The organism is Aquincola tertiaricarbonis, assembly GCF_023573145.1.
GTDB lineage: Bacteria > Pseudomonadota > Gammaproteobacteria > Burkholderiales > Burkholderiaceae_C > Aquincola > Aquincola tertiaricarbonis_B.
Window position 1 is genome coordinate 823,718 of the sequence record NZ_CP097636.1, and the last position, 21,087, is coordinate 844,804.

24 protein-coding genes are annotated in these 21,087 nt (G+C 70.1%); 10 read left to right on the forward strand and 14 right to left on the reverse strand.

The annotated features are described in order from the left end of the window. Positions 1 to 32: 32 nt before the first annotated feature. From MW290_RS17935 to MW290_RS17950, 4 genes are all read right to left on the reverse strand, one after another. The gene (locus MW290_RS17935; protein WP_250199065.1) at positions 33 to 3,143 is read right to left on the reverse strand and encodes a S8 family peptidase; all 3,111 of its coding nucleotides are present in this window, start codon (positions 3,141 to 3,143) and stop codon (positions 33 to 35) included. A gap of 74 nt (positions 3,144 to 3,217) precedes the next feature. After that, a complete protein-coding gene (locus MW290_RS17940) occupies positions 3,218 to 3,880 on the reverse strand; it encodes a PEP-CTERM sorting domain-containing protein (protein WP_250199066.1) in 663 nt (220 codons plus the stop codon). Between the two features lie 157 nt (positions 3,881 to 4,037). Then, entirely contained in the window at positions 4,038 to 4,469 is a 432-nt protein-coding gene (locus MW290_RS17945; RefSeq protein ID WP_250199067.1) for a hypothetical protein, read from the reverse strand. Next, a complete protein-coding gene (locus MW290_RS17950) occupies positions 4,466 to 4,993 on the reverse strand; it encodes an Mpo1 family 2-hydroxy fatty acid dioxygenase (RefSeq protein WP_250199068.1) in 528 nt (175 codons plus the stop codon). The genes MW290_RS17945 and MW290_RS17950 overlap by 4 nt, the downstream gene beginning before the upstream one ends. Positions 4,994 to 5,133: 140 nt before the next feature. On the opposite strand from MW290_RS17950, the gene MW290_RS17955 reads away from it, so the two are divergent. The 4 genes from MW290_RS17955 to MW290_RS17970 all read left to right on the forward strand — a co-directional run bounded on the left by MW290_RS17955 (position 5,134) and on the right by MW290_RS17970 (position 7,699). Beyond that, entirely contained in the window at positions 5,134 to 5,718 is a 585-nt protein-coding gene (locus tag MW290_RS17955; protein WP_250199069.1) for a phosphatase PAP2 family protein, read from the forward strand. A gap of 78 nt (positions 5,719 to 5,796) precedes the next feature. Beyond that, entirely contained in the window at positions 5,797 to 6,366 is a 570-nt protein-coding gene (dcd, locus tag MW290_RS17960; protein ID WP_250199070.1) for a dCTP deaminase, read from the forward strand. Positions 6,367 to 6,413: 47 nt separating this feature from the next. After that, a complete protein-coding gene (ypfJ, locus tag MW290_RS17965; RefSeq protein WP_250199071.1) occupies positions 6,414 to 7,280 on the forward strand; it encodes a KPN_02809 family neutral zinc metallopeptidase in 867 nt (288 codons plus the stop codon). Between the two features lie 26 nt (positions 7,281 to 7,306). Next, complete coding sequence (locus tag MW290_RS17970) at positions 7,307 to 7,699, forward strand: DUF1801 domain-containing protein (protein WP_250199072.1); 393 nt, start codon at positions 7,307 to 7,309, stop codon at positions 7,697 to 7,699. A 103-nt stretch (positions 7,700 to 7,802) separates the two neighbouring features. Here the strand turns inward: MW290_RS17970 and MW290_RS17975 are convergent, their stop codons facing one another. The 3 genes from MW290_RS17975 to flgA form a co-directional block, all read right to left on the reverse strand. Further along, positions 7,803 to 8,201, reverse strand: a complete 399-nt coding sequence (locus MW290_RS17975; RefSeq protein ID WP_250199073.1) for a hypothetical protein — start codon at positions 8,199 to 8,201, stop codon at positions 7,803 to 7,805. A gap of 23 nt (positions 8,202 to 8,224) precedes the next feature. Then, the gene (gene flgM / locus MW290_RS17980) at positions 8,225 to 8,521 is read right to left on the reverse strand and encodes a flagellar biosynthesis anti-sigma factor FlgM (protein WP_250199074.1); all 297 of its coding nucleotides are present in this window, start codon (positions 8,519 to 8,521) and stop codon (positions 8,225 to 8,227) included. Positions 8,522 to 8,621: 100 nt separating this feature from the next. Beyond that, a complete protein-coding gene (gene flgA, locus MW290_RS17985; RefSeq protein ID WP_250199075.1) occupies positions 8,622 to 9,386 on the reverse strand; it encodes a flagellar basal body P-ring formation chaperone FlgA in 765 nt (254 codons plus the stop codon). 145 nt (positions 9,387 to 9,531) lie between these two features. Here flgA and flgB point away from each other — a divergent pair, with 145 nt between their 5' ends. The 5 genes from flgB to flgF are packed head-to-tail and all read left to right on the forward strand — an operon-like array spanning position 9,532 to position 13,195. Beyond that, positions 9,532 to 9,942, forward strand: a complete 411-nt coding sequence (gene flgB, locus MW290_RS17990; protein ID WP_250199076.1) for a flagellar basal body rod protein FlgB — start codon at positions 9,532 to 9,534, stop codon at positions 9,940 to 9,942. A gap of 37 nt (positions 9,943 to 9,979) precedes the next feature. Continuing rightward, positions 9,980 to 10,450 carry a flagellar basal body rod protein FlgC gene (flgC, locus tag MW290_RS17995; protein ID WP_250199077.1) on the forward strand — a complete coding sequence of 157 codons (471 nt, stop codon included), beginning with the start codon at positions 9,980 to 9,982 and terminating at the stop codon, positions 10,448 to 10,450. Between the two features lie 24 nt (positions 10,451 to 10,474). Further along, positions 10,475 to 11,140: a flagellar hook assembly protein FlgD gene (locus tag MW290_RS18000; protein WP_250199078.1), complete on the forward strand. Its 666-nt coding sequence runs from the start codon at positions 10,475 to 10,477 to the stop codon at positions 11,138 to 11,140. 23 nt (positions 11,141 to 11,163) lie between these two features. Continuing rightward, positions 11,164 to 12,432, forward strand: a complete 1,269-nt coding sequence (flgE, locus tag MW290_RS18005) for a flagellar hook protein FlgE (protein WP_250199079.1) — start codon at positions 11,164 to 11,166, stop codon at positions 12,430 to 12,432. A gap of 34 nt (positions 12,433 to 12,466) precedes the next feature. Continuing rightward, positions 12,467 to 13,195: a flagellar basal-body rod protein FlgF gene (flgF, locus tag MW290_RS18010; protein ID WP_250199080.1), complete on the forward strand. Its 729-nt coding sequence runs from the start codon at positions 12,467 to 12,469 to the stop codon at positions 13,193 to 13,195. A gap of 81 nt (positions 13,196 to 13,276) precedes the next feature. Here flgF and MW290_RS18015 read toward each other — a convergent pair whose 3' ends face one another. Both MW290_RS18015 and MW290_RS18020 read right to left on the reverse strand, forming a co-directional pair. Next, entirely contained in the window at positions 13,277 to 13,918 is a 642-nt protein-coding gene (locus MW290_RS18015) for a retropepsin-like aspartic protease family protein (RefSeq protein WP_250199081.1), read from the reverse strand. Between the two features lie 8 nt (positions 13,919 to 13,926). Further along, positions 13,927 to 14,424 carry a YajQ family cyclic di-GMP-binding protein gene (locus tag MW290_RS18020; protein WP_250199082.1) on the reverse strand — a complete coding sequence of 166 codons (498 nt, stop codon included), beginning with the start codon at positions 14,422 to 14,424 and terminating at the stop codon, positions 13,927 to 13,929. A gap of 70 nt (positions 14,425 to 14,494) precedes the next feature. Between MW290_RS18020 and murB the strand changes: the two genes are divergently transcribed. Continuing rightward, positions 14,495 to 15,544 (forward strand): UDP-N-acetylmuramate dehydrogenase, encoded by a 1,050-nt coding sequence (gene murB / locus MW290_RS18025; protein WP_250199083.1) that lies wholly within the window; start codon positions 14,495 to 14,497, stop codon positions 15,542 to 15,544. Here murB and MW290_RS18030 read toward each other — a convergent pair. The 5 genes from MW290_RS18030 to MW290_RS18050 all read right to left on the reverse strand — a co-directional run bounded on the left by MW290_RS18030 (position 15,541) and on the right by MW290_RS18050 (position 21,080). After that, entirely contained in the window at positions 15,541 to 17,823 is a 2,283-nt protein-coding gene (locus MW290_RS18030; RefSeq protein WP_250199084.1) for an ATP-binding protein, read from the reverse strand. The genes murB and MW290_RS18030 overlap by 4 nt on opposite strands. Beyond that, positions 17,820 to 18,332 (reverse strand): putative pterin-binding protein, encoded by a 513-nt coding sequence (locus tag MW290_RS18035; RefSeq protein ID WP_250199085.1) that lies wholly within the window; start codon positions 18,330 to 18,332, stop codon positions 17,820 to 17,822. Before MW290_RS18035 ends, MW290_RS18030 begins: the two co-directional genes overlap by 4 nt. Positions 18,333 to 18,377: 45 nt before the next feature. After that, positions 18,378 to 19,610, reverse strand: coding sequence for an MFS transporter (locus tag MW290_RS18040; protein WP_375142918.1), 1,233 nt, complete (start codon positions 19,608 to 19,610; stop codon positions 18,378 to 18,380). Continuing rightward, complete coding sequence (locus tag MW290_RS18045) at positions 19,607 to 20,338, reverse strand: SDR family NAD(P)-dependent oxidoreductase (RefSeq protein ID WP_250199087.1); 732 nt, start codon at positions 20,336 to 20,338, stop codon at positions 19,607 to 19,609. The genes MW290_RS18040 and MW290_RS18045 overlap by 4 nt, the downstream gene beginning before the upstream one ends. Before the next feature lie 103 nt (positions 20,339 to 20,441). Continuing rightward, positions 20,442 to 21,080 carry a pseudouridine synthase gene (locus MW290_RS18050; protein WP_250199088.1) on the reverse strand — a complete coding sequence of 213 codons (639 nt, stop codon included), beginning with the start codon at positions 21,078 to 21,080 and terminating at the stop codon, positions 20,442 to 20,444. Positions 21,081 to 21,087 lie beyond the last annotated feature (7 nt).

Sequence of the window (21,087 nt, forward strand, 5' to 3'; positions counted from 1 at the left end):
CCTTTGGTTTGTGTGCGCGGGTCGCCGCCGGCTTACGGCGTCACCTGCACCAGATCGGCTTCGCGGCCGGCCTTGGCATCACGGTGCAGCAGCAGCAGGCCGGTCTGGCTGTGGGCGTTGGCCGCCACACCTGCCGTCTTGTTGACCGGCACTGCACCCTGCGCGTTGGCCGGCAGGGTGAAGGCTTCGAAGTTGCTGATGGTGAACTTCGGCTTGGCCGGGATGAAGCTCTGGCCCAGCACCAGGTCGGTCACATTGCCGCTGTGGTAGTTGTCAAAGGCCACCACGTCGAAGTTGATCTTCTTCGTGAGGTCGGTGATGCCCAGGTCCGAAGCCAGCGCCGTCAGGATGGCGTTGGACGAATCCAGGTCGGCGTCGACGTAGAAGTTAGCCACCGCAGGCCCGTTGTTGCTGCCGTTGGGGTTGAGCTTCTGCACGTACACCAGCGTGCGGCCGGTGCTGCCGAAAGTGCCGCTTTCCTTCGTGTAGATCACCGCGTCGGCCACACCGTCGTTGTTGGCGTCCACGAACACGTCGAACTCGGCCGGGTAGGCCGGGTGGGCCCGGCGGCCGAAGGTCGTCACCGCGAACTGCAGTGCCGGCTCGCCCACGTCGACCGTGCGCACGCCCGTGGCCTTGATGTCGATCACCGCCGCATCGCTGCCAGCCGCCGGTTGCACGACGCTGATCTGCGGGCTGACGCCGGTGAGTGCGAACACGTCGGTGTAGCCGGGTGCCGAGCCGCCTTGATTGCTGACGCCCAGCAGCGCGCTGCTGCCGCCGCCCAGCGCCACCGAGGTGGTGGCCGGCGTCACGTTCGAGGCCTTGTGCGGCAGGATGTGCCAGGGCACCGTCACGGTTTCCTGGGCATCGCCCACCGACACGTAGCCGTCGTACTCCACGTCGTTCAGCAGCGCGCCGGTGCCCTGGTCACCCGCGAAGCCGAGGTTCCAGCCCGGCAGCTTGCTGGCGTCCAGCGTCATCGTGATCACGAAGGCGCCGGTGCCGTTGGCCGGCACAGTGATGGTGGACGGCATGCTGAAGCTCACCGCCCCGCTGGCCTCGTCATTCGCATAACGGAAGCTGCGCTGGATGGTGTACGTGCGCGACGAGCTGCTGTAGTTGCGCACCGCCACCTTCTTGCTGAACTTGCTCAGGCCGGCCGCCCGCACCACACCGAAGGACAGGCCCACGCTGTAGGGGTTGGTGGCGTCCCACAGCCCGGTGGTCAGCGCCGCGCTGCGGTCCACGCGCAGCTCGCCGCCGCCGATGCGGGTGATCGGTGCCAGCACGCCCGGCAGCGTGGCCGGGTTGGTGTACAGGGTGGTGTTGGCCGCGTTCATCAGGCGCGACTTGATCTCGATCGGCGTGGCCCCCGGGAACTTCTGCAGCAGCAGGGCTGCTGCACCCGCCACCATCGGCGTGGCGCCCGAGGTGCCGCCGAAGGCTTCGGTGCCGGTGCCGGTGCCGAACACCGCCGACACCGAGGCGCCCGGCGCGGCGATCTCGGGCTTGATGGCGCCGTAGCTGATCGACGGGCCGCGGGCCGAGGTGCTGGCCATGCTGCCCACCAGCGGGATCACGTTGGCGCGGTTGACCGTGACGGTCACGCCTGCGCCCAGCGCGGACTTGATGCGGGCGCCCACCTCCTGGCCGATGACCAGGGCCTGCACCAGGTCGGTTTCACCGCCGGTGCTGAACGAGGGCGCTTCGCCGGGGGCGTTGTTGGCGATCAGCGCGCCGATGGCGCCACGCGCCTTGGCGTTGGCCACCTTGGTGCTGATGTTGCACGAGCCGCGGTCGATCAGCGCCACCTTGCCGGTGAAGTCCGGCGTGCTGGCCAGCTCGCAGGCGATGGCCGCCGCGCCGCTGCCGCCGTAGGCCACGGTGCCGCTGAAGCCGCTGGTGATCGGCGCCCAGTCCAGCGTGGCGGTGTTGCCGTAGTTGCCCGCAATGCCGGCGGGCGAGTTGACCACCAGCGCGATGGCGCCGGCCGAGGGCACCGCCGTCTGCGCCACGCTGATGGCTTCCGGCGCGGTGGACGAGGAGCTGACGATGTACGGCCGGTCGGCCGCATTGCCGGCGGCTGCCACCACCACGATGCCGAAGCGCACCAGGTTGCTCACCGCCTGCGCGCTGGAATCTTCGCGCTGGCCGTAGTTGCCGCCCAGCGAGAGGTTGACCACGTCGGCCGCGTCGGAGAAGTCGAGGTCGCCGTTCGGGTCCATCGCCCAGTCCAGGCCCTGCAGCGTGGCCAGGCCGTTGCAGCTGGTGCTGACGCTGCTGCACACCTTCACGGCGTAGATCTTGGCGCCCGGGGCCATGCCCTTGTGCTGGCCATCCAGGCTGCTGCCCGCCGCGATGTCGGCCACGTGGGTGCCGTGGCCGGCGTCGCTGCCGGCGTCGATCGGGTTGGGGTCGGGCGCGGTGGGGCCGTTGGGCCAGTTCTCGCCGACGAAGTCGTAGCCGCCGATCACCTTGGCGGTGGGAAACACGCCGGGGGTGACCACGGTGGGGTTGGTGGCTGCCGCGGCATAGGCTGCCGCGGTGCCGGCGCCGCCCAGGTTGCGGTGGGTGTAGTCCACGCCGCTGTCCAGCACCGCGATCTTGATGCCGGTGCCGTTGAAGCCCAGCTGCTGCAGTGCTTTGCCGCCCACGTAGGGCACGGTGTCGTCCAGCGAGCGCTGGGTGTCGGGCACCGGCAGGATGGCCGTGACGCCGGCCAGCTTGGCGATCTTGGCCACGCTGCTGGCCGGGGCTGAGACGATGACCGCGTTGTAGGCCTTGCCCACGCGGCCGAGTTCGGTGCCGCCCAGGGCGCGCACCTGCGTCATCAGGGCGTCCTGCTTGGTCTTGAGGTTGGCCATGTAGGCCTGGCGCTGGCTCAGGCTCATCAGGCCCTGGCCCTGCTTGGCATTGGCGCCCACGGCCAGGGCCAGCGGTGCGTCGGACAGGCGGACCACCACCTGCACGGTGCCGTTGAGCGCGTTGATGCGCGGTGCGGTGGTGGTGGTGGCAGGGGCGGGCAGCTTGAGCGCGGCCGCGCGTGCGCCAGCGGCTGTCTGTGCGGTGGCGGGCTGCAGGCTCAGCAGCGTGCCCAGCGCCAGGCCCAGCGCCGTCAGGGCGCGAGGAATCGAATGCATACCGGTCTCCGTGATGGTGAGGAGGAAGGCTTGCCGTGGGGCCAGGGGCCTTGTGGGCCCGCGGCCGGTGGGCTTCAGGCCGCGGTGCGGCGGCGGCGTTGGAAGGCGACCAGGCCAGCGAGGCCCGCGACCATCATCAGCGCGGCGCCGGGCTCGGGCACGGCGGCCACGGTGGCACCGGTCAGCGAGATGGCGTAGCTCTGGGCGGTTTCGGTGAACGAGGAGAAGTCGTAGCTCCACGACGCCACCGGTCCGCTGGAAGCGCCGCTGGCGAAGATGTCGTTGCCGTTGCCATCCAGCGCGTGGTAGCCACCCAGCGAGACGCCCAGGTAGTAGGTGCCGCCCTGCGTCAGCGAGCCCTTGGCGAAGGCGCCGGACAGGCCGATCGCATCGTCGCTGGCCAGCACACCGTGGCCGGTGGCGTCGAACAGGAAGAGCGCGGAGTCGAGCTGTGGATCCTGCACCGTGGCGCTGAAGTCCGCCGCGCTGTTCACCTGGATGCGGAACAGGTCCACCTGGTAGACAAAGCGGCTGTCGGTCCCGTTTTCCATGAAGGGCGTGGATCGCAGGAACCCGGTGATGCCGGACAAGGGCGTCGACAAGGACGCGCCGGTGGTGATTTCGGCCGTGTCCAGCAGATCGCCGGCATCGATTTCGGCCCAAGTGAGGGCGTGCGCGCCCTGGGAGAAGCTCAACGCTGCCAGGCAGGCGGCGGCAGCGACGGACAAACACTTCATGCGGAGGTCCCTTCTGGGTGAGAAGAACGACTGTCTTAACCCTTCGAAACCGATGAGCAACGAAGGGCCAGCAGTTGTCACATATTTCACGCCAGCTGGCCCCCCTCATTCAGGGGGAGAATCCCGCAGCCAGGGAACTTTCGGTGTAACCAGTCGCTTATTTCAGCGCCAAGCCGGTGCGCAGCACGCACCGCTGTTGGACACAGGCGGCGCCCGGATCGGTGACCACCGAGCAGGTGGACATGCGACCCGCCGGTGCGCCGGCGGTCTGCGCCTGCGTGTACTGGTCGGCCAGCGCCTGGATGCGCGACGCCTGGGCCGTCTGGCTCGACCAGGGGAAATAGGCCTCGGGCCCACCGCAGGCCTTGGCACCCACCGCCACCGTGCGGCACTGCGCGTCGCTGCTGCAGGTGGCGGTGCCGATCGCTTCGGCCAGCGCCTGGCGGGCGGCGGCGGCCGGTTGCGCCGCGGCGGGTGTGCCGGCCACCGGCGCCTCGGGCGCGGCGCGGGCGCAGGCGGTCAGCAGCCCGGCGGCCAGCGGTGCGCAGGCCAGGGCCAGCAGCAGCGGGCGCAGGCGGGCGCGGATCATGCGGGGCTGTGCAGGTCGCGCAGCACCGTGGGGCCTGCGCGGTGCTCGATGTCGGCCAGCAGCTGGCGGCACCAGCCCAGCGCGAACAGCAGCTCGGCGGCCACGAACATCGGCCCGATCAGCAGGCCGGTCAGGTCGTCGACGAAGGCCGGCTTGCGCCCTTCGTAGTAATGGCCGACGAACTGGATGACCCAGCCCAGGAAGAAACTGCCCAGACCCCAGCCCAGCCACTGCGCGAGGCTGCCGTCGGCCACCGTATGGCCCAGGCCCACCAGCAGCGCGTTGAGCAGGCTCACCGCGATGCCCACCACCAGCTGGCCGCGGCTCAGGTACCACAGCGTGGCCAGGCCCCAGGCGATCCAGGCCGGTGTGAGCGACACGCTGCCGGCGCCCAGCACCGGGCGGGCCAGCAGCACGCCGATGGCGAAGACGATCAGCGGAATGCCCACGAAGTGGGTGGCGATGTTGCGTCTGTCCCGGTGGTAGGTGGCGTATTGCACCAGCAGGTCGGTGGCGTTGCGCATGCTGCAGTCTCCGTGAGGCGTATGTGCGTGAAACGAGTTGAGGATGACGATAGCAGCGGCGGCGCAGGCTTGCAGCGGAACTAACCCGCCAAACCTGCATCCGCCAGGGGTTCGTGAAAGAGGAGCGAAGAGGCCGATCCATGTCTGACCGTGATCTGTTCGAGGTGTTCAATGCGTCGGCGGGGCTGCACGGCAGCCTGCTGTGGCTGCTGCGCCTGCTGTCCAGCCATGTGTCGTGGCTCACGCTGGTGGCCTTGTGCGCCACGCTGGTGTTCGGGCCGGTGTCGCTGCGCCGCGCGATGGCGCGGCTGGTGCAGGGCGCGCTGCTGGCGGCGCTGCTGGGTCTGGTGATCTCGCTGCTGCTGCAATCCCCGCGGCCGGGTGACCTGGCGCTGGGCCACCAGTACCTGCATCCGCTGCTGCCCTCGGGCTTTCCCAGCGTGCATGTGACGGTGCTGTGGGCGCTGGCCCTCGGCGCGCTGACGCTGCGGCCCGCCTGGCCGCGCCTGGGGGCGGTGATGCTGCCGCTGGGCCTGCTGGTGGGCTGGGCGCGCATCTACCTGGGCGTGCAGTTCCCGTCGGACGTGCTGGCGGCATTTCCGGTGGCGGCGGTGGCCGTGGGCCTGACCTGGCTGCTGCGCCGGCCGCTGGAGGTGGAGCTGACGATCCCGCTGATGCGCTGGATCGACGGCCTGCGCGCCCGCCACCGCCGAGAGCGGTCCTGAGCCCGGGCGCCCCGGAGTGCCGCGCCGCGCGCGGGGCGCGCTGCCTACAATCCGCCGCTCGACAGGAGCAGCCCCCGCATGAGCATAAAGAGCGATCGATGGATCCGCCGCATGGCTGAAGAGGCCGGCATGATCGAACCGTTCGAGCCCGGGCAGGTGCGCACCGCGGCCGATGGCCACCGCATCGTCAGCTACGGCACCAGCAGCTATGGCTACGACATCCGCTGCGCGCCCGAATTCAAGATCTTCACCAACATCAACTCGACGATCGTCGACCCGAAGAACTTCGACGAGAAGAGCTTCGTCGACTTCCAGGGCGACGTCTGCATCATTCCGCCGAACAGCTTCGCGCTGGCGCGCACGGTGGAGTACTTCCGCATTCCCCGCAACGTGCTCACCATCTGCCTGGGCAAGAGCACGTACGCGCGTTGCGGCATCATCGTCAACGTCACGCCCTTCGAGCCGGAATGGGAGGGCTATGTGACGCTGGAGTTCAGCAACACCACCCCGCTGCCGGCCAAGATCTATGCGGGCGAAGGTTGTGCGCAGGTGCTGTTCTTCGAAAGCGATGAAGTGTGTGAAACCAGCTACAAGGACCGCGGCGGCAAATACCAGGGCCAGCGCGGCGTGACCTTGCCGAAGGCCTAGGCACTGCCCTTGCCGCGGCACCGCGAACACGAAGGCAGGAGGCGGCAATGAAGTGGGAAGGCGAACAGCAGAGCAGCAATGTGGAGGACCGCCGCGGGGGTGGTGGCGGCTTCGGCCTGGGGGGCGGCAGCATCGGTCTGGGCGGCGTGGCCGTGGCCCTGGTGGCCGGCTGGATCTTCGGCATCAACCCGCTGACCATCCTGGGTCTGATGGAAGGGGGTGGCGGCGCCCCCAGCAGCCAGAGCGCGCCGGCGCATCCGCCGCCGGCCAACGACCGCGAGGCGGCCTTCGTCTCCACCGTGCTGGCCGACACCGAGCAGGTGTGGCGCGCCCAGCTGCAGCGGGGGGGCGTGCAGTACCGCGACCCCAAGCTGGTGCTGTTCCGCGGCCGCATCGGCACCGCCTGCGGCACCGGCCAGTCGGCGATGGGGCCGTTCTACTGCCCGGGCGACCAGAAGATCTACATCGACCTTGGCTTCTTCGACACGCTGCGCCAGCAGCTGGGCGCGCCGGGCGACTTCGCCCAGGCCTACGTCATCGCGCACGAGGTGGGCCACCATGTGCAGAACCAGCTCGGCATCACCGACAAGGTGGACGCCATGCGCGGCAAGGTGAGCGAGCGGCAGATGAACCAGCTGTCGGTGCGGGTGGAACTGCAGGCCGACTGCCTGGCCGGCGTCTGGGCGCATGATTCGCAGCAGGGCAAGGGCTGGCTGGAGCAGGGCGACCTGGAAGAGGCGATGAATGCAGCCTCGCGCATCGGCGACGACACGCTGCAGCGCCAGTCGCAGGGCACGGTGGTGCCTGAAAGCTTCACCCACGGCACCAGTGCCCAGCGGGTGGCCTGGTTCCGGCGCGGCCAGGCCTCGGGCAACATGAACGACTGCAACACCTTCGACGCGCGCAACCTGTAGCCCCGATCCAGCCCCGGAGGGCCTCCATGCGTCACCTGGTGCGTTCCGCCGCCCTGATCGAAGCCTGGTTCGACATGCTGCCGCCGCAGCAGCAGCCCAGCGCCCGTGCCCTGCAGGCGGCGGTGCTGCGGGCCGCGCCGTCGCTGGGCCAGGCGGTGAAGTGGGGCAACTTGGTCTTCACCGTCAACCACTTCCATGCGCTGGCGATCGCGCCTTACAAGACGCACGTGCACCTGCAGGTGTTCCGGGGCGCGGCGCTGCTGCAGCGCTTTCCGATGCTGGAGGGCACGGGCCGCGGCCTGCGGCACCTGAAGTGGCGTTACAGCCAGCCGTTGGACGACGAGTTGATCACCGACCTGGTGCTGGCCACCGTGGCCTTGATGCAGCAGCCGCCCGGGCCGGGCGACGAGAACCTGTAGGGCCTGCGCAGGCCGTGGGACCGGATCTCAGTCCCGCCGGGCCGCCCCAAGGGACTGAGCTCCCCCTCGGGGGGGCGCGAGCGTAGCGAGCTTGGGGGCACCCTTAAGCTTGCACAACGCCGGACGACGCGCCGCGGTCGGCCACGCCGCTGGCGCCATAGAGGGCGGTGCCCTGGCCGGGCATCAGCGCGTCGATAGCGCGGTCGAGTGCGGCGGTGGCGCGGGCCAGGCTCTCGCGCTGGGCCGCCACGCGGCCGCTGGCGGTGGCCAGCCGCTGGCGCAGGGCCGGCGGCACTCCGCCCTGGCGTGCGGCCTGGGCGAAACGGTTCACCGCGGTGGCCAGCGAACGGTGCAGCTCGGTCGCCTGCTTCTCGATGGCGGCCGTGTTGCTGTCCTGCAGCGCCTGCCCGAGGCTGCTGAGGTGCAGTTCCACCGCGGCGAGCGCAACCTCCAGCTCCTGGCTCTTGGACGACGGGCCGGCGGTGGTGGAGGGGTTCAGCATGGCGGCGAAAGCTGCGGGGTTGATCAGTGGGAACCGCGGCTCAGCAGTTCCTGGGCGTTGGAGATCAGCTTGTCGGCGATGGCTTCAGGATTGACCTTGTACTGGCCGTCGCGGATGGCGTTGGAGATGCGCTCCACCTTGGCCGCGTCGAACTCGGCACTGCCGTCGCCCAGCGACTTCGCGGTGGACGACAAGGTCACCTGCGCGCTGGCCTCCGGGGTGGCGGCTTTCTCGGGCTTGGCAGCGGGGGCGGCGGTGGGCGCATTGCGCTCACCGGTCACCGGCGCCAGCGCCTTGTTGTCGATGGAACCGATTTTCATGGGGTGCTCCTGTCAGCGGGGAGGGGCCGCCTTTTCAACATGCTCGTTGTATCGGTGGCCACTGACGGGACTTTAGGGCTTGCGGGCTGTAATTTGTGGATCACAACGTCACCTCCACCTGGCGTTCCGCCACGGCCACACCGTTGAGCACGCGCCCGTTTTCGGTGCGAACGCGCACGACTTGACCCTCGATACCGGGGGTCATCGCCTGCGCTTCGCCGGCCACGCTGTAGCCCTGGCCCTGCGCCACCACCTTGACGGTGTCGCCGGCGGCGAACCACTGGCGGGCGCGCAAGTCGCGCTGGTGCAACGCTTCTCCGGCCGCCAGCGGGCGCGCCAGCGTGCGGCCGACGGCCAGCACCGTGTCGCGCACGGCCGGCGACGGGTCGGCCGCGATGTCGGTTTCGGTCAGCTGCAGGTCGCCGGCTTCCAGCGTGGCACCGGTAGGCAGCGCCCGCGTGGCCACCAGGGAAGGCGCATACACCTGCACGGTGACGGGCAGGAAGACGTTCCAGCGGGTGGGCCCCTGCAGGCAGCGCAGCCCGATGCGGGCCTTGCCCCACAGGCGCACGCCGGTGGGCAGGTAGGGCTGCACCTGCTGGCAGGGGGCCAGCTTCAGGCGCGGGTCCAGCTCGCCCAGCTCGATCTCCACCCGCATGCCGGGCACCGCGGTGCGTGAGGCGGCCTGGGCCAGCTCGCGCACCTGGCGCGCCAGTTCGGCGTCCACGCCGCGCGGCGGCGGCGTTTCGCCGGCCCAGGCGACCCCCAGGCCGGCGGCCAGCAGGGGCAGCGCGGCCCATGCCCGGCGCGCGGCGGCAAGCGGATGCCGACGGCGTTGGGCGAGGGGGCGGGCGGGAGATTCCACGGCAGCCAATGTAGGGCCGCACGGGCGTGCGCAGGCCGCGAAGTGGCGGCGGAAGACCCCGCTATTCGCGCTGATGGCGCCGACACCCGCTGCCGACAATGGGCCGCAACCGGTAGACCCGGCAGAGCCCATCCGAGGGACTTCGATGATCGAACGCCTCACCGACACGCTGAACTTCCAGACGCAGGCCTTGCAGCTGCGCTCGGAACGCCAGCAGATGATCGCCAGCAACATCGCCAACGCGGACACGCCGGGCTATGTGGCGCGCGACATGAACTTCTCGCAGGCGCTGCGCCAGGCGGTCGGCGACCGCAGTGCCGCCTCGCAGCTCAAGACCACGGCCGCCGGCCACCTGCCCACCGGTATCGGCAGCCTGGGCGGTGGAGTTGAGGCCCGTTACGCGGCCGCGGCGCAGACCAACCTGGACCGCAACACCGTCGACATGGACCGCGAACGCGCCACCTTCGTGGACAACACGCTGAAGTACGAGGCCTCGCTGCGCTTCATCAACGGCAGCGTGCGCACGATGCTGGACGCCATCAAGGGGCAGCAGTGATGGCTGATTCGGCGTACCCGACGAACCGGGGGCTCCAATGAGCATGTTCCAGATCTTCAATGTGTCCGGTAGTGCGGTCAGCGCGCAAAGCCAGCGCCTGAACACCGTGGCCTCCAACCTGGCCAACGTGGACACCGTGGCCGGCCCCGACGGTACGGCCTACAAGGCGCGGCAGGTGGTCTTCCAGACCGAGCTGATGGGCGCGCGCCAGACGCAGCGGCCCATGGGCACGGGCATCGGCCCGATGGACCCGGCCACCGAAGGCGTGGTGGGGGCGGCCGGCGTGCGCGTCTCCACCGTGGTGGAGGACAACAGCCCCGGCCGCCGGGTGCACGACCCCAAGAACCCCAGCGCCGATGCCGACGGCTACGTGACGTACAGCAACGTCAATGCGGTCGAGGAGATGGTCAACATGATCTCCGCCTCGCGCAGCTACCAGAACAACATCGAAGTGATGAACACCGCCAAGACCCTGCTGCAGAAGACGCTGCAGATGGGCCAAGGCTGATCCGCCCGCTGAACCAGGAACACCATGACCACCACCTCCACGACGCCGGTGTCCGGCGTCACGTTCAACGGCAGCAGCTTCAACTACACCGGCACCGAGACGGCCGAGGCCACGGACGGTAGCGACCGCTTCCTGAAGCTGCTGGTGGCGCAGATGCAGAACCAGGACCCGTTGAACCCGATGGACAACGCCCAGGTGACCAGCCAGATGGCGCAGATCAGCACCGTCACCGGCGTGGAGAAGCTCAACACCACCGTCAACGGCCTCAACGCGCAGTTCGTGCAGATGCAGGCGCTGCAGGGCGCCACGCTGGTGGGCAGCGAGGTGGTGGTGGCCGGCAACAAGCTCACCACCAGCGAGGACGGCAAGATCCAGGGCGCCTACGACCTGGGTGGCGCAGCCGACACCGTGAAGGTGGAAGTGCTGTCGGGCAGCGGCCAGGTGATCGACACCATCAACATCGGCGCCGAGAAGTCGGGCCGCCACAGCTTCGAATGGACGCCGTCCGAAGGTGTCAGCGCCTCCAACGGCAAGACCTTCCGTGTGGTGGCCAAGAGCGGCACCTCCGACGTCAGCGTGACCACGCTGATGCGCGACAAGGTGGACGCGGTGACCACCGGCGACACGCTGCAGCTGGAGCTGCGCAATGCCGGCACCGTGAAGTACACCGACATCAAGTCCTTCAACTGATCCACTGACCGCGGGACCGCACCATGAGCTTCCAGCAAGGCCTGTCGGGCCTGAACGCCAGCAGCAAGAACCTCGATGTCATCGGCAACAACATTGCCAATGCCAACACCTTCGGCGCCAAGACCTCGCGCGCCGAATTCGCCGACATGTACGCCACCGCCCTCAACGGCACCGGCACCAACAACATCGGCATCGGCGTCAACCTGCAGACGGTGGCGCAACAGTTCACGCAGGGCAACATCACCAGCACCGAGAACGCGATGGACCTGTCCATCAACGGCGGCGGCTTCTTCCAGGTGACCGATGGCCTGAACCCGGTGATGTACACCCGCAACGGCCAGTTCAAGGTCGACCGTGAAGGCAACATCGTCAACAACGACCAGCTCAAGCTGATGGGCTACCCCGCCGACGGCGCGGGCGTCATCCAGCCCGGCCTGGCCCAGCCGCTGAAGCTGCCCACGGCCGGCATCGCGCCGCAGCCCACCACCACCATCGACCTGGAAATGAACCTCGATGCGCGGCTGGGCGTCACGGCGCCCACCAGTGGCGTGGCCATCGACTTCACCAACGCCACCACCTACAACAACGCCACCTCGCAGACGCTGTACGACGCCAAGGGCCAGGAAGTGGCGATGACCTACTACTTCCAGAAGGCGGCCTCCCCGGCCGACACCTGGAACGTGTTCGCCACCGCCAACGGCACCTCGGTGGCCGGCACCAATGCAGCCCCGCAGCCGGTGACCACCCTCAATTTCACCAGCAACGGTGGCACGGTCACCAGCCCCACCGGGGCCATCAGCATCGACATCCCGGCCTCCACCAACACTGCGGGCGCCGCCACCCTGCCCATCACCGGCATCCAGCTCGACCTGAGCAAGTCCACGCAGTACGGCTCGGGCTTCCGCGTCACCGACCTGTCGCAGGACGGTTATTCGGCCGGCACGCTGTCGGGCATCTCGGTGGAAGACAGCGGCATCGTGATGGCGCGCTACTCCAACGGCGAGAGCAAGCCGGTGGGCCAGGTGGAACTGGCCAACTTCCGCAACACGCAGGGCCTGCAGCCGCTGGGCGGCAACCTGTGGGCGCGCACCTTCGCGTCGGGCGACCCCATCGTCAACGTGCCGGGTGAAGGCACCATGGGCAAGCTGCAGGCCGGTGCGCTGGAAGAATCGAACGTGGACCTGACCGGTGAGCTGGTGAACATGATCACCGCGCAGCGCATCTACCAGGCCAATGCGCAGACCATCAAGACGCAGGACCAGGTGCTGCAGACCCTGGTGAACCTGCGCTGACGGCCGCGCCGGCCGCTGATTCGGGGAGCGCGCGATGGACCGCATGATCTACCTGTCGATGTCGGGCGCCAAGGCGGCCATGCAGCGGCAGGACGTGCTTTCGCACAACCTGGCCAATGCCACCACCACCGGCTTCCGCGCCGAGCTGCAGGCCTTCCGCGCGGTGCCCATCCGTGGCGACGGCGCCACCACCCGGGCCTATGCGCTGGAGTCCACCGTGGGCTACAACCAGCTGCCCGGCGCGGTACAGGCCACCGGCCGCAACCTGGACGTGGCGATGAAGGGCAACGCCTGGATGGCGGTGCAGGCAGTGGACGGCACCGAGGCCTACACCCGCGCTGGCAACCTGGACGTCAATGCCGAAGGCACGCTGATGACCCAGTCCGGCCAGACGGTGCTGGGCGATGGCGGCCCGCTGACCATCCCGCCCAACAGCGAGGTGAGCATCGCCGCCGATGGCACCGTGAGCGCCAAGGCGGCCGGCCAGGCCGCGGTTCAGGTGGGCCGCATCAAGCTGGTGACACCCGAGGCGCCGATGACGCGGGGTGACGACGGCCTGTTCCGCGCCGGCCCCGACCCGCTGGACGCCGACCCCAATGCGCGGCTGCAGGACGGCGCGCTGGAAGGCTCCAACGTCAGCGCGGTGGAAACCATGGTGGCGATGATCTCGGCCGGCCGCCAGTTCGAGCAGCAGATGAAGCTGATGCAAACCAGCGAGCGCCAGGAGCAGACGGCCTCGAAGCTGCTGAGCACCGGCGGTTGAGGTGCCGGTCCCGCCGGGCCGCCCCAAGGGACCGGACGGCCCCTCGGGGGGCCGCGAACGCAGCGAGCTTGGGGGTACCAGTCAGGGCTTCTTTTCCAGCCGCAGCGTGTCGTTCACCTGCTTCATCTGGAAGCGGCTCAAGAAGCTGTTGCCCAGCAGCACGAAGGGCATCTGCTCGGGCAGTACCACCGCGGGCACCTGGTACACCTCGGCCCCGCCCACGCGCACCGAGGTGAGCACCACCTGGTGCACCGGCACCGGGCCGTTGGCCGTCTGCGTCATGCCGCGCGGGCCACGCTTGTAGTCCAGGCCGATGCGGTCGGCCTCGGCCTGCGACAGGGCCACCACGCTGGCGCCGGTGTCCACCATGAACTGCACCGTCTTGCCATTGATCTGGCCACCCGACATGAAGTGGCCGCCCGGCCCGGCGGTGAGCACCACCTCGCTGTCGGTGCGGGCGGCGCCGGCACCGCCCAGGTTCACGGGCGCGGCGCCGATGCGCAATAGCAACTGGCTGCCGCCCACCTCCACCCGTGCGCCATCGGCCGCCACCGACAGCAGCTTGACGCCGCCATGGCTGCTGCCCACGGTCAGCGTGCGCGGCTGGCCGTCGATGACCAGCAGCGCAGCCCGTTCGCCCATGCTGCCGTTGAGCGAGACCTGCTGCGCCACCGCGGGCAGGGCCGCGGCCAGACCGGCCAGCAGCCAGGCGATTCGGTGCATGGCGCCCGTCAGTCGCGGAAGTTGTTGAAGGACAGCGGCACGTCGATGTCCTTGCGGATCAGCGCCATCGCCGCCTGCAGGTCGTCGCGCTTGGCGCCCGTCACGCGCACCGTGTCGCCCTGGATGGCGGCCTGCACCTTGAGCTTGCTCTGCTTGATCAGGCCCTGCAGCTTCTTGCCCAGCTCGGCGTCGATGCCGGCCTTGAGCACCAGCACCTGCTTGACCTTGTCGCCGCCGATCTTCTCGATCTTGGCGCTGTCGTCGATGAAGCGCGCGTCCACGTTGCGCTTGCTCAGCTTGCTGACCAGCACGTCCTTGACCTGGCCGATCTGGAAGTCGCTGTCGCCATAGAGCGTGATGCTCTTGTCGGTGCCCTTGTCCTGAAGCTCGACCTTGGCGCTGGTGCCCTTGAAGTCGAAGCGGGTGGTGATTTCCTTGCCGGCCTGGTCGACCGCGTTGCGGACCTCGACGAGATTGGGTTCAAGAACGGTGTCGAAGCTCGGCATGGGACCACCTGGTACAGAGAGAAAAGGACCGTAAGCACAGGCTCACAGGGGAATCGGCGAAAATTCTGCCATGCAACGCTTGGCACCGGCCCTTCAGATCGAGCACGACGCCAGCCTGCGCGCCTACAACACCTTCGGCCTGCCGGCCGTTGCGCGCACCCTGGTCCACATCCGCAGCGCGCTCGACGTGCGGCGTGTGGTCGACCACCCCGAGTTCGGCCGCGCGCCCAAGCTGGTGCTGGGCGGCGGCAGCAACATGGTCTTCACCCGCGACGTGGCGCCCGTGGTGCTGAAGATGGACGTGCGCGGCCGCCGATTGGTGGAAACGCGCGACGATGCCTTCATCGTCGAAGCCGGGGCCGGCGAGCCCTGGCACGAGTTCGTCGAATGGACGCTGGCCAACGGCTTTCCGGGGCTGGAGAACCTGGCGCTGATCCCCGGCACCGTGGGCGCTTCGCCGGTGCAGAACATCGGCGCCTACGGCATCGAGCTGAAAGACCGCTTTGAATCGCTGAGCACCGTGGACCTGGTCACCGGCCGCAGCGTGACGCTGGACGCACGCACCTGCGCCTTCGGCTACCGCGACAGCGTGTTCAAGCAGGAGGGTTTCGGCGGCCTGGCCGGCAAGAGCGTGATCACGCATGTGCGCTTCCGCCTGCCGCGCCCGTGGCAGCCGGTGCTGGGCTACCTGGAGCTGGAGCGCCGCATGCAGGAGTCGGGCAACTTCCAGCCGGATGCGCAGACGGTGTTCGAGTGGGTGTGCGACATCCGCCGCAGCAAGCTGCCCGACTGGCGCGAGGTGGGCAATGCCGGCAGCTTCTTCAAGAACCCGGTGGTGACGATGGAGCAGTGCCGCGACATCATCGGCCGCGACCCCGAGATCGTGCATTACCCGATGCCCGACGGCACGGTGAAGCTGGCCGCCGGCTGGCTGATCGACGCCTGCGGCTGGAAGGGCAAGACGGTCGGCCGTGCCGGCGTGTACGAAAAGCAGGCGCTGGTGCTGGTCAACCGTGGCGGCGCCAGCGGCGCAGAGGTGGTGACGCTGGCACGCGCCATCCAGGAAAGCGTGTACGGCCGCTTCGGCATCCGGCTCGAGCCCGAGCCCTTGATCGTCTAGCGCTGCGGGCTCGCCACCGGTTCGGTGCCGGCCAGCAAGCCCTCGCGCCGCAGGGCTTCAGCGCTGTCCTCGCGCACCGCGTCCAGCTCATCCAGCGCAGCCAGCAGCGCCGGCGTGTCGGCCGCCACCGCCAGCTCGCGCACCGCCTGCGCGGTGGCGGCCAGGCGTTGCAGGCCCAGGTTGAGGGCGGCGCCCTTGGTGCTGTGCAGTGCGGCGCGCATCGGCTCACGCTGGTGCTGGCGCGCCTGGCGCAGCAGCTCGTTCAGCTGCTGGCGGCAGTCCTGCAGAAAGCCCTGGGCCAGCGCGCCGAAGCGATCGCGCGGCATCACACCCAGCACATTGGCCAGCACCTGGCGGTCGAGCAGCGGCACCTCGGCCGGGCGCGGCAGGGCGGCGGGCGCCGGCGGGGCCACCACCGGGGCCGCAGCGGCAACTACCGGGGCCGCAGCAGCCATGGGCGCGGGCGTGACCACGCTGGCCAGCGTCTGCACCAGCAGCCGCGCCTCCACCGGCTTGGTGAGAAAGGCGCTCATGCCCGCGGCCAGGCAACGTTCGCGGGTCTCGGGGAAGGCGTCGGCCGTCAACGCGATGATGGGCAGGCGGCTGCGCGGATCGTCCAGCTGGCGGATGGCCAGCGTGGCGCCCACGCCGTCCAGCTCGGGCATGTGCAGGTCCATCAGCACCACGTCGAACTGGCCGCCGCGCACGGCCTGCACGGCCTCATGGCCGTTGGCCGCGAAGGTGACGGCGTGGCCCAGGCTGCTGAGCAGCGCTTCCAGGTACTTGCGGTTGACGGCATGGTCCTCGGCCACCAGCACCCGCAGCCGCGGCTGGCCGGCGTAGGGTCCCAGCACCACGGGCGTTGCATGCCCGTCGCCGTCGTCGGGCGCGCTGCGCAGCGGCAGCACGAAGACGAAGGTGCTGCCTTCGCCGGCCCGGCTGCTCACGCGGATGTCGCCGCCCATCAGCCGCGCCAGGTTGCGCGAGATCTCCAGCCCGAGCCCGGTGCCGCCATACCGGCGCGAGCGCGAGGTGTCGCCCTGGGTGAAGCGCTGGAACAGCCGCGACAGGGTCGCGTCGTCCATGCCGATGCCGGTGTCGCTGACGGTGAAGGCCAGCTGGCCGTGCTGCGTGGCGGCGGCCAGCGTCACCGTGCCGCTGTCGCTGAACTTGATGGCGTTGCTGATGAGGTTGAACAGCACCTGCTTGACGCGTGTGGCATCGGCCACCACCCGCTGCGGCAGGCCGGCGCCCAGCTCGATGCGCAGCACCAGGCCCTTGGCCGTGGCCTGCGGGCGCATCAAGGCCTCGATGTCGTGCAGCAGGCGCGCCAGCGGCACGGTGTCGTTCACCAAGGTCAGCGTGCCCGACTCCAGCTTCGACATGTCGAGGATGTCGTTCAGGATGGCCAGCAGGTGGTCGGCCGATTCGGTGGCGGTGCGCAGGTAGTCGCGCTGGCCGTGGTCCAGCCTGGTTTCGCGCAGCAGCGACAGCATGCCCAGCAGGCCCTGGAAGGGCGTGCGGATCTCGTGGCTCATGTTGGCCAGGAACACGCTCTTGGCCTGGCTGGCGGCCTCGGCCTCATGGCGGGCGTCGCGCAGCCGGCCGGCCAGCGCCTCCAGGCCCAGCTGGCGGCGTTCCAGCTGGCGCATCTGGCGCACGGTGATCAGCGCGAACACCAGGGTGCTCACGCACAGCACCAGCGTCAGCGCCACGCTGACGATGTTGTGCTCGCGCACGGTCTGGTTGCGCCGCGCGATCTGCGCCGCCACCTCGTGCGAGGCCGACAGCGACAGCGAATGGATGGGCGCGGCCAGTGCGTCCAGCGCGCGCGCCAGCGTGGCCACGGCCGTGGCATCCAGCACCAGCTCGGCATCGGGGCCCAGATAGCGGTCGGCCTCGGTCACGAAGACCTGCAGCTGCTGCACCGTGCGGTCGAACTCCGAGCGGTCTCGAATCAACCGCGCGGCGCGCTCGGTTTCCAGCAGATTGGCCATGCTGACGAACAGGTCGTAGCGCAGCTGCAGCGCCTGCCGGTCCACCGGCTGCTGGCGCCGCGCCTCGCGCCACTGCATCTGCAGCCGCAGGTATTCGGCTTCCAGCTGGTTGAGGTTGACCAGCAGATAGTCGCCCTGGAACTGCACGGCCGAGGTGAGCGAGCGGAACTGGTGCACCTGCACCGTGGCCGCCAGCGCGAAGGCGGCCACCAGCACTGCGCCGACGATGCCGATCAGCCATCCCCGGCGCGGGGCGGCGGACGTGGCGGAACGGCTGTTCACTGCACCTCGAGCTTGACGAGCTGCCAGGCGCAGCGGCTGAAGTACACCGCCGTGCGCAGCTCGGGCCGGCGGTCGAAGGGATACATGATGAAGAGCGGGCCCTTGTCACGCACCTGCATCGGCTTGCCGTCCAGCAGCGTCGCCAGCACCACGTCGTAGCGCATCAGGTCGTCGAACGGGATCTCCACCCGGTAGTCGTTCAGCGCCACCGCCTGCACCTTGTCGCCGCGCGCACCGGCGGCGGCCATCACGTCGCGCACCAGGGGGCCGCTGAAACTGCGCGGCGTGGCGTACCAGGGCGTGCGGGTGACGATCTCGGTCTGCGGCAGGCGCTGCAGCATCGGCATGTCGAACGCGGCCTGCCCGGGCTGGTTGGGCCGGCGCAGGCGGCCGGTGATGGTCAGCAGCACGTCCGAGCCGGGCGCCTCCAGCGCCTGCGCGCGGGACAGGCCGGCACAGCCCAGCGCCAGGCCGGTGAGCAGGGCAGCGCGTCGGCGAAGCAGAAGCATCGACTGATGAATGCAGGTTGAGGCAGGGCCCCGTTGCGGCGGATTCTAGGGGGGTGGGCTGAGGTGTTCCCGCTCCCGCAGCGCGGGAAAGAGCCGCATCCACAGCGCCACCACCACCAGCGTGCCGGCGCCGCCCAGCACCACCGAGCCCACCGGCCCCAGCCAGGCCGCGGTGGCGCCCGACTCGAACTCGCCCAGCTGGTTGCTGGCGCCGATGAAGACGGAGTTCACCGCCGCCACCCGGCCCCGCATCTTGTCGGGCGTGTCCAGCTGCACCAGCGACTGCCGCACCACCACGCTGACCATGTCGGCCGCGCCGGCCACCATCAGCGCCACGAAGCTCAGCGGGAACACGGTGGAGACGCCGAACACCAGCGTGGCCACGCCGTATACCGCCACTGCCGCGAACATGCGCCGGCCCACACGGTCGCGGATCGGCCAGCGCGTGAGCAGCAGCGACACCAGCAGCGCCCCGCCCGCCGGCGCGCCGCGCAGCAGGCCCAGGCCCCAGGGTCCGGTATGCAGGATGTCGCGGGCGTAGATGGGCAGCAGCGCGGTGGCGCCGCCCAGCAGCACCGCGAACAGGTCCAGCGAGATGGCGCCCAGGATCACCGGCCGCTGGGCGATGAAGCGGAAGCCCGCCAGCAGCGTGGCCATGTTCACCGGCTCCTTCGAGGGCGGCCGCGCCAGCCCGCGGATGGACAGCACCAGCGCGCCGCCCACCAGGAACAGCGCCGCGCACAGCCCGTACACCGCTGCCGCGCCCGCCACGTAGACGAAGCCGCCCACCGCCGGCCCGGCGATGATGGCTGCCTGGATGGCGCCCGAGCTGAAGGCCAGTGCCCGCGGCAGCACCACGGCCGGCACCAGCGCCGGCACCACCGCCTGTTGCGCCGGCTGCTGGAAGGCCCGCGCCACGCCCAGCAGCAGCGAAACCGCCAGGATGGTTTCGCGCCCCACCCAGCCACCCACCGTGCCCGCAGCCAGCGTGCCGGCCACCGCGGCCTGCAGCACCAGGCAGGCGGCCAGCACATGGCCGCGGTTGCTGCGGTCGATCACCGTGCCCGCCACCAGCGACAGCAGCAGCGCGGGCATGAACTGCGCCAGGCCCACCAGGCCCAGGTCCCAGGCACTGCCGGTGGTGTCGTACATCTGCCAGCCCAGCGCCACCATCAGCATCTGCGCGGCCATGGTCCCGGCCAGCCGGCCCCACCACATGCGCATGAACGACGGAAACGCGCGCAGTGGCGCGTCCGCCGCGAAAGCCGCCGCGCTCACTCGCGCACGTCGGCGACGGGCGCGTTGCCGAAATCGGGCCGGGCCAGGTAGGCCAGCACCTTGGCGGCGGCGGTCTCGGGCGAATCCAGCGCGCCGGTGGCCGCCAGGTTGGCAAAGCGCGCCTGCTCGGGGAAGCTGGCCGGGTCGCTGCCGCGCAGCTGGCGCTGCATGTCGGTGTCGATCACGCCGGGGGCCAGCGACACGGTGCGCGCGCCGTTGGGCCGCAGCGCCTCGTCCAGCGCCAGCGAGCGCGAGAAGTGGTCCAGCCCCGCCTTGACGGCGCAGTAGCTGCCACTGCCCGCCATCGCCCGCCGGCCCAGGCCGGACGAGATGTGCAGCAGCTTGCGCTGGCCGGGCCAGCCGCGGGTGGCGCGCAGGAACGCGGCCGACAGCAGCAGCGGCGCTTCCAGGCCCACGCGCACCGCGGCCGACAGGGCCTCGGGCGCCTCGGCTTCCAGCGGACCGGGGGCGTTCAGCAGCGCGGCGTTGTTGATCAGCGAGGCGCTGGCGAAGCGGTCGGCCGGCATCGCGGCCAGCCAGGCTTCCAGCCGCGCGGCCACGGGCAGCGGGTCGGCCAGGTCGGCCTGCCACTGCTCGGCGCCGGCCAGGTTCGGGTGGGCGGCGCGGGCGATGCCCAGCACCGTGTGGCCGGCCTGCAGCAGCTGCGCGGCCATGGCGGCGCCCATGCCACGCGAGCTGCCGGTGACGATGAAGAGGTGGGAAGACATCGGGCGAGGTTACACCCGAGCTGACGGGCCCGCCCGCCGGGCCGCCCCAAGGGCGGGCGCGCCCCCCTGGGGGGCAGCGAGCGAGGCGAGCTTGGGGGCCGACTCAGAATGGAGGGGGGCTGTTGAACTGCACCGGCTCGCCGCTGCGCGGATGCACCAGGGCCAGGTGCTCGGCATGCAGCATCAGCCGCGGTGCCAGCGCCTGCACTTCGGGCGGTGCATACAGCTCGTCGCCCAGCAGCGGATGGCCCAGCGCCTGCATGTGCACCCGCAGCTGGTGCGAGCGGCCGGTGACGGGCTCCAGCGCCACGCGGGTGTTGCCGTCGGGCCGGCGCTGCAGCACGCGGTAGCGGGTGAGGCTGGGCTTGCCCTCCACCAGGTCCACCATCTGCCGCGGCCGGTTGGGCCAGTCGCAGATCAGCGGCCAGTCCATGGTGCCGGCGTCGTCGGCCAGGTGGCCATGGGCCAGCGCCACGTAGCGCTTGGCCACGTGCCGTTCCGCAAAGGCGATGCTGAGCTGGCGGTGCCAGGCCGCGCCGCGGGCCAGCACCATCAGGCCCGAGGTGGCCATGTCCAGCCGATGCACGATCAGCGCATCGGGCCAGCGGGCCTGCACCCGGTGGGCGATGCAGTCCTGCCCCTGCGGGCCGCGGCCCGGTACCGAGAGCAGCCCGGAGGGCTTGTCGACGACGACGAGCGCGTCGTCCTGATGCACGACCGTGAGGTCGGGCAGGGCGCTCACCGCGCCG

Excerpts from the sequence above, each read along its gene's own strand:
- MW290_RS17935 (WP_250199065.1), bottom strand. The coding sequence starts at position 3,143 with ATGCATTCGATTCCTCGCGCCCTGACGGCGCTGGGCCTGGCGCTGGGC.
- MW290_RS17940 (WP_250199066.1), bottom strand. The coding sequence starts at position 3,880 with ATGAAGTGTTTGTCCGTCGCTGCCGCCGCCTGCCTGGCAGCGTTGAGC.
- MW290_RS17945 (WP_250199067.1), bottom strand. The coding sequence starts at position 4,469 with ATGATCCGCGCCCGCCTGCGCCCGCTGCTGCTGGCCCTGGCCTGCGCA.
- MW290_RS17950 (WP_250199068.1), bottom strand. The coding sequence starts at position 4,993 with ATGCGCAACGCCACCGACCTGCTGGTGCAATACGCCACCTACCACCGG.
- MW290_RS17955 (WP_250199069.1), top strand. The coding sequence starts at position 5,134 with ATGTCTGACCGTGATCTGTTCGAGGTGTTCAATGCGTCGGCGGGGCTG.
- dcd (WP_250199070.1), top strand. The coding sequence starts at position 5,797 with ATGAGCATAAAGAGCGATCGATGGATCCGCCGCATGGCTGAAGAGGCC.
- ypfJ (WP_250199071.1), top strand. The coding sequence starts at position 6,414 with ATGAAGTGGGAAGGCGAACAGCAGAGCAGCAATGTGGAGGACCGCCGC.
- MW290_RS17970 (WP_250199072.1), top strand. The coding sequence starts at position 7,307 with ATGCGTCACCTGGTGCGTTCCGCCGCCCTGATCGAAGCCTGGTTCGAC.
- MW290_RS17975 (WP_250199073.1), bottom strand. The coding sequence starts at position 8,201 with ATGCTGAACCCCTCCACCACCGCCGGCCCGTCGTCCAAGAGCCAGGAG.
- flgM (WP_250199074.1), bottom strand. The coding sequence starts at position 8,521 with ATGAAAATCGGTTCCATCGACAACAAGGCGCTGGCGCCGGTGACCGGT.
- flgB (WP_250199076.1), top strand. The coding sequence starts at position 9,532 with ATGATCGAACGCCTCACCGACACGCTGAACTTCCAGACGCAGGCCTTG.
- flgC (WP_250199077.1), top strand. The coding sequence starts at position 9,980 with ATGAGCATGTTCCAGATCTTCAATGTGTCCGGTAGTGCGGTCAGCGCG.
- MW290_RS18000 (WP_250199078.1), top strand. The coding sequence starts at position 10,475 with ATGACCACCACCTCCACGACGCCGGTGTCCGGCGTCACGTTCAACGGC.
- flgE (WP_250199079.1), top strand. The coding sequence starts at position 11,164 with ATGAGCTTCCAGCAAGGCCTGTCGGGCCTGAACGCCAGCAGCAAGAAC.
- flgF (WP_250199080.1), top strand. The coding sequence starts at position 12,467 with ATGGACCGCATGATCTACCTGTCGATGTCGGGCGCCAAGGCGGCCATG.
- MW290_RS18015 (WP_250199081.1), bottom strand. The coding sequence starts at position 13,918 with ATGCACCGAATCGCCTGGCTGCTGGCCGGTCTGGCCGCGGCCCTGCCC.
- MW290_RS18020 (WP_250199082.1), bottom strand. The coding sequence starts at position 14,424 with ATGCCGAGCTTCGACACCGTTCTTGAACCCAATCTCGTCGAGGTCCGC.
- murB (WP_250199083.1), top strand. The coding sequence starts at position 14,495 with ATGCAACGCTTGGCACCGGCCCTTCAGATCGAGCACGACGCCAGCCTG.
- MW290_RS18035 (WP_250199085.1), bottom strand. The coding sequence starts at position 18,332 with ATGCTTCTGCTTCGCCGACGCGCTGCCCTGCTCACCGGCCTGGCGCTG.
- MW290_RS18045 (WP_250199087.1), bottom strand. The coding sequence starts at position 20,338 with ATGTCTTCCCACCTCTTCATCGTCACCGGCAGCTCGCGTGGCATGGGC.